The 6121-nt window shown below is 43.8% G+C and carries 4 protein-coding genes and 1 pseudogene; 2 read left to right on the forward strand and 3 right to left on the reverse strand.

The genetic code is table 11. From position 1 onward, the window contains the following. Positions 1–16: 16 nt before the first annotated feature. Both ACEYW6_RS31240 and ACEYW6_RS31245 read right to left on the reverse strand, forming a co-directional pair. Positions 17–292 carry a hypothetical protein gene (locus ACEYW6_RS31240; protein ID WP_228039136.1) on the reverse strand — a complete coding sequence of 92 codons (276 nt, stop codon included), beginning with the start codon at positions 290–292 and terminating at the stop codon, positions 17–19. 5 nt (positions 293–297) lie between these two features. Further along, on the reverse strand, positions 298–1335 hold the full coding sequence (locus ACEYW6_RS31245) for a ParM/StbA family protein (RefSeq protein ID WP_412982836.1): 1038 nt from the start codon (positions 1333–1335) through the stop codon (positions 298–300). A 1003-nt stretch (positions 1336–2338) separates the two neighbouring features. On the opposite strand from ACEYW6_RS31245, the gene ACEYW6_RS31250 reads away from it, so the two are divergent. Together ACEYW6_RS31250 and ACEYW6_RS31255 are read left to right on the forward strand one after the other, a co-directional pair. Further along, positions 2339–4762 (forward strand): VapE domain-containing protein, encoded by a 2424-nt coding sequence (locus ACEYW6_RS31250; protein WP_412982837.1) that lies wholly within the window; start codon positions 2339–2341, stop codon positions 4760–4762. Positions 4763–5004: 242 nt separating this feature from the next. Then, on the forward strand, positions 5005–5919 hold the full coding sequence (locus ACEYW6_RS31255; RefSeq protein WP_412982838.1) for a hypothetical protein: 915 nt from the start codon (positions 5005–5007) through the stop codon (positions 5917–5919). A gap of 61 nt (positions 5920–5980) precedes the next feature. Here ACEYW6_RS31255 and ACEYW6_RS31260 read toward each other — a convergent pair. After that, positions 5981–6121: pseudogene (locus ACEYW6_RS31260) on the reverse strand (photosystem II q(b) protein); the annotation flags it as partial.

The raw sequence follows: 6121 nt of genomic DNA on the forward strand, positions 1-6121 counted from the left end.
TGTTCACTGTTCACTGTTAAAAGCTCCCCATTGGGGCAAATTTCTTAGCTTGTGGTGATGGCTGAGGTTTGATAGATGGTGGCTGAAGAGGGTTTTGTGTGGGCGTTTGAGCTACTAGAGATGACTGTATAGGTAGTTGGTGTGAGTGCTTTAAGCAATTAACTAGACAATCACCGTAATTAACTAGCAGCAGGGTAAAAAGTTGAGAGAGGTTATCGATTCCAGTCGCTTCTAAGATTTCTTCGGCTTTGGGCTTGTACTTGGGATTAAGAACAATTCTTGTTTGCGTCATTGGCATTACTCCTGATAAGCCATTGCAATGATGTTGAATAACTGCGGTGATGGGGCAATCTTGAAGCGATCTCCAGAAGTTGCACAGATAGGGGCGGCGATATCTGCACTCCCGCCTACAATCAAGACTTCTCCCAACTCTGGTAGGTGTTGCGCCCACTTCGAGCGAATTTCTCTCCGGGCTGACTCTACCCATTGGTCACAGGCTTTTTCAAAGATGGAGAAGAAATCAAGTTTGTCTGTCCCGTAGAGGCAATCACCTCGTGCGATCGCGTCCATAATGCCTTGTAAACTGGGGCTGTAATCGAGAGAATAAACTTCTTTCATCTCTACCGCTACTTGCTGGGCGAGTGCCTTGGTTCCGGGTAGAATCACCTCCGCATCATGGATCATGGTTCCGTTCGGCGTGTAAATTCTGGCTATAGCCGTGCCTCCCCCTAAATCCCAAATCGCGTTTTTCGCCTCTGGGAAGGTGAAAAAACCTTGATTTAAGGCGTAGTGGAATGCTGGCTCAGTCTCATCAACTGGTACGACTTCACCCACGGTATAGGTGATGTATTCGCCATTGCGTTTAAATTCTTTGGTCAGTGGGTGGTTAGCAATTCTCTGTACTGCGGCTACGTCGTCATCGTTGAGAGTATTCGGCAGTGCCACAATCATCTGCTGAATGTGTACAGATGTTTGTCCGGGATTGGGCTGGATTGCCGCTAGTGCCAGAATAGATGCTAATTGGCATTTGTCTGTTTGGAAAGTCGGCTCACCACCTAACTCTTGAGCTAATCGCCCAATTACAAAGCGTTTACCCTCAATTTCAATCAATACTGACTGGTCATCGGGCTTGAGCCGTTTCCACTGGTATTCACTGACTTCTTTCACGACACTAAGCAGACATTGCACAACGTTATTGGGGTCAATCCATTTCACAAAACGGTTGCCCCCATCAAAAACTACTCGCGGTCTTATCTGTCCGTGCTGTGGACTTATAAACCCGTTACTCGGCGGATATGATAAGCCGTAAACTGGCTGGATATATGCGTAATTCATGGTTCAGATTTTAGAGTTAATCCTTTGATTGATAAGCGTTTGCGGTCAATTCTAGGCGGCTACTAAGTCCTACAACCTATTCATCCTTGGTGTGGCATTTCACGCGCTTCATCGTCCGTTTTGCGCTCATGTCTATAGATTAACACCTTTTATGGATTAATCCGTTAACGGATTAATGGTTTTACATACTAATAAGTTATAGATCCATACGTAAGATAAAGTAATAGTTATCTGATGGATTTATCCGGTAAACCGATATAAACTTTATGGAGACTGAGAAACAGTACTTAAGAACAAAGATCGATAAGAAGTTGCACAAGGAATTTAAAAAACTGTGTACTGACCTAGAGGTGACGATGGAGCATGTTACGGGAGAATTAATAGAGAAGTGGGTACAAGAGCAGCAACAAAAACAGAAAGGGTAAAAGCCACCGCCTCCACCCTCAAAATAGTACACAAGTATTAGTATATAGATTTTGTATACTGCTAATTCATTACATTTGATACAGTACTAATCTTCAGAATGTCCGAACAATAAGCAAAATTATATTTAATACCACTACCACTACTATTAATAGTAGTGGTAGTAAAACTATAGGTTTAATATTAGTTAAAATATTTCAAAACCTTTTCTGGTCTGGTATTGAGGATAATAAATAGATTATTTTATTGTTGAAATTGATAAATTTATTATTTATTTTTGTGGAAGATCAATTATTATGAAATAGGACTATACCTTAGTCCATCTTTTCTAAGTATTTTGTCACTCAATATACATAAGAAAAGAATGCCTCCCCAGGACTTAACTAGCGCTAACTAGTTGTTTAACAGTCCGAGAAGACACCCCTTTGTTTCGTTTGAAAAATATTCAAATTTCTTTATAACCTAATGCTAGCAGTTCCGAGAACTTCCTACAACAGGTTTAACGAGAAATTTGATTAAAACTTTGGTAAATCTTCAGGGGAGGTAAAGCCTACACAATTTACCTCACAAGGATTTTACAATGGTAGCCCTTTTAACAGGACAAGAAACCGTTGGCCGCTCCGTTATGTCACCGGATCTCGCCTCCAAGCCAATGGAGGTAACAAAGCATTTACCCTGCCCCCACTGTGGTAAACCAGACTGGTGCTACTCAATAGGAGAATTGACAGTCTGCAACCGCGATGCCCAACCCGCTTCTGGGTGGGAGCAAACATCAAAGACTGACCGCAACGGCAAGCCATACTACGCACCAGTCTTGCACCAAAAACCGCCACGTCCCCAAGGCAAGAAAGAATATATTTACTACGACCGAGACGGGCAACCATTGGTTAAGGTAACTCGCATTGATGACGGCAACGGGAAAAAGCGAATCTTTCAGTCACATTGGGACAGTCACAACTGGGTTAAAGGATTAACTGATGAAGTAAAAGCTTCTATTCCCATTTATCGTTATAGCAAAGTCAAAGCAGCGATCGCAGATGGTAAAACCATCTTCATCGTAGAGGGTGAAGGCATAGCCGATATTCTTTGGGAAATGGGCATACCTGCCACAACCACAATCGGCGGCGCTCTGAAGTATCGCGCCTACGGCAATTACCAAGCGGATTTAGAAGATGCTAATCTAGTTCTTTGTCCCGACCGTGACGAACCTGGGTTAAAGCACATGGAAGATATTTTCAAAGATTTCCCAGATGCTAAATGGTTGTATGCCCCACCCAATGACTTTTACTGGACACACCTAGCCAAAAACGGCGGACTGGATATTAAAGACTGGGTAGAAGATGGGGCAACCGTAGATGACATCCTACAAGCAATTGAGGATAGACGCATCGTTGTTGATGCGCTCAATAAGTCTCTAGAAGCAGATGCCGAACGTTCTCGGACAACAGAAAGCAAGTTGGAGCAAAAATTTAATCAGATTCGTGCCGTCTGGGGTGAACGTCTGCGCTGGAACACCCTTAAAAAACAAGTAGAACTTGACGGACAACCACTACCACTTGACCGCATCGACTTGAAGATTGCTAGACAAATTCATATCGATATTAGCAAGGAACAAGGTAAGGGCATTGTTCTCGACCTAGCTCAAGAAAATCCCTACAGTCCAGTGGTTGAATATCTCGAACGGGTGAGCCATAAACATACTGATGTCGATATCAACATACTTGATACAATAGCTTCACGTTACTTTGGCACTAATGACCCGTTACACGCTGCGCTGATGAAACGGACTTTGATTGCAGCTGTGGCACGGGCATACGAGCCGGGGTGCAAGCACGATGAAATTACCATCCTTCAAGGTAAGCAGAAATCTCTCAAGTCAACATTTTGGAGAGTTTTAGCAGGTAAACAGTTTTTCACTGATGACATCTCTGGCACAGAAAAAGATGAAATCATGAAGATTGGCCAGTACTGGCTATTGGAGTATGCCGAGTTTGAGAACTCCTATAAAAAGAAAGATGTCTCACAGCTCAAAGCTTTTCTCTCACGTCTGACTGATTCGATTCGCCGCCCTTATGGTACAGATATTGAGGATTTACCCAGACCATCTATTTTTGTTGGCACTACCAATCAGGACGAATTCTTGTATGACCCCACTGGTGAGCGTCGTTTCTGGGTAGTTTCGGTTTTAGTCAACCGGATCAACATTCAGTTACTTCAAAAAGAACGGGATCTGATTTGGGCTGCTGCCGTCGCCGCTCACAAGAGTGGAGAACAGTGGCACTTGACCGACACCGAAGATGAATGGTTAGAGGCTGCTAACAAACATTATCAAAGCACAGATCCTTGGGAAGCGGAAATCATGGCTTGGGCTAACATTCGCAATGAAGTATCGGCATCAGAAATACTTAGCGAAGTTCTCAAAATTGAATTAGCCAAACAAGGCATGGCAGAGAAAAACCGTGTCACTCAAATCCTCCGGGCTAATGGATGGAACAGAGGCTCACGCAAACGGATAGCTGGTAAACTCCTTTACCCCTGGACTAAGCCACAACTAGAGACTAGAACAGAGAGTGGAACACCACTAGAACAGCAACTAGAACAGCCTGAAACTATTGCTCCCCAAGAGTTAGAGATTGAGTGTTCTAGTTGTTCTAGTGATTCTCCAAAACTTTTAGAAAATTTTGACAGTAGTAGGGGAGAAAATTTCACCCCACCTCCAGAAAAAGATAAAAGTTTAGAAAGTGACTGGAACACAACCGAGCCAGAAAATACTGAAACAGTTATACAGCAAGCATCTGATAGCTGTTCTAGTCTCTGTTCTACCACCTCAGTAGATCGGGTGATTGCCAATGCGGAACTGATTCGGGAGTCTATTGTAGATGAGTCCTGGCAAATGATTGATGAACTCATAGAAGAATGGACGGATGAATTTAAAACTGCTGTTTGGGGATTATTGACCCCTGTTGAACGCAAGGCTGTTAAACAACTTAAACCTAAAGCGTGAACCTGATTCCGTTTCCAGTCTGTGCAATGCCTGCGCTTCTTTCTGACGAAGCACTTTGTTGGCGGGTTGCTTTAGGGATCAAGTCTTTGTGCGTTCGTTTTACTCGGATGCCTTGATAATCTTATTTCCCGACATCCACGCCCCAACAGGCGACAGCATCGACAATGCCGCCAATCATGTAGACACTCGATAGACAATTAAGATTGAATTAGACCGCGATTTCTCTCCTATTAACAATAATCATGGCATCTGCTGAATTTACCTCGCCAGAGTCAACCCAAGCAGTAGCGACAGTTGAAACCCCATCGGCTGAAAAGCAAGTAAATGTTGATACGTCTTCAAAAACAGATATTGAATCGACAGCAGCAATATTTCAAGCTGTTGGGGTAATTACTGGGTCGGTCAACTTTACTACTGATGGACAAAGCACTGTTACTATCGGTAGCTATGAATACCCACTTTATTACTCCAAGCGACAATGGGATGTATTAAACGCTCTCAAGAAGGAAATAGAAAATACTGGCAACCAGAATCAGCGTTTGGTTGTTTATCCAAAGGCAATTCACTTTCCACGCAGAGAGCAACCGCATCGCATCGCTTTTCAGTTAGTGGGCTTTGACAGAGGGCGAAAACTAGATGCAGTCTCAGGGGAGTTAGAAGACCTGGAGTTTAAATTATCGGGATTATGGCAGTTCATTCCTGTCTGCCCTACTCCCTGTATCTCCGTGTTCCGAAATTTCTCTGATGAAAGACTCGAATTTATTAAGCAGTCCGAGCCTGCCCGCAAGGTGAAATTCATGAAGGCTAGTCATATACCGTTGCTATGGAAGGATGCACCCGTCCGACCCTTCAGATTTAATCCCAAGGTAACTAAAGAGGAGCAAGGACGCGCAGCCTTTGTGACAGTCAAGGCCAAATTTCTGCCTGGGCGTGATGTCTTCGGTTTTGTTGCACTGACTGCGCTACCTAAAGATTCTGCACCGAGATATCTCAAAGCCTCAAAAAATGATAAAGCCACAGTGCAACTTGCAGCGAAAAAGGCCAAACCCAGAGTGCAGCGGCCATCTAAAAAGCATAATCTTGGTAGTAGCAATCCTCCACTTAAACCAATCCTGAAAAAAAAGCCCCCTTTGGTTGAGGGAGAAGCAGACAAATAGTGACACTAAAAAGCGCCCCCTTTTTGAGAGCGCCTTTCATTTTATTTGACGTTATTGCTAATTAACCGTTGATAGCAGGAGCGGTAAGAGCTACAGGAGCAGAATCGCCAGCAGCCAAATCTAGAGGGAAGTTGTGAGCGTTACGCTCGTGCATTACTTCCATACCCAGGTTAGCCCGGTTGATTACATCTGCCCAAGTGCT

The sequence above is a fragment of the Nostoc sp. UIC 10607 genome, from assembly GCF_047228265.1.
Lineage (GTDB): Bacteria > Cyanobacteriota > Cyanobacteriia > Cyanobacteriales > Nostocaceae > Nostoc > Nostoc foliaceum_A.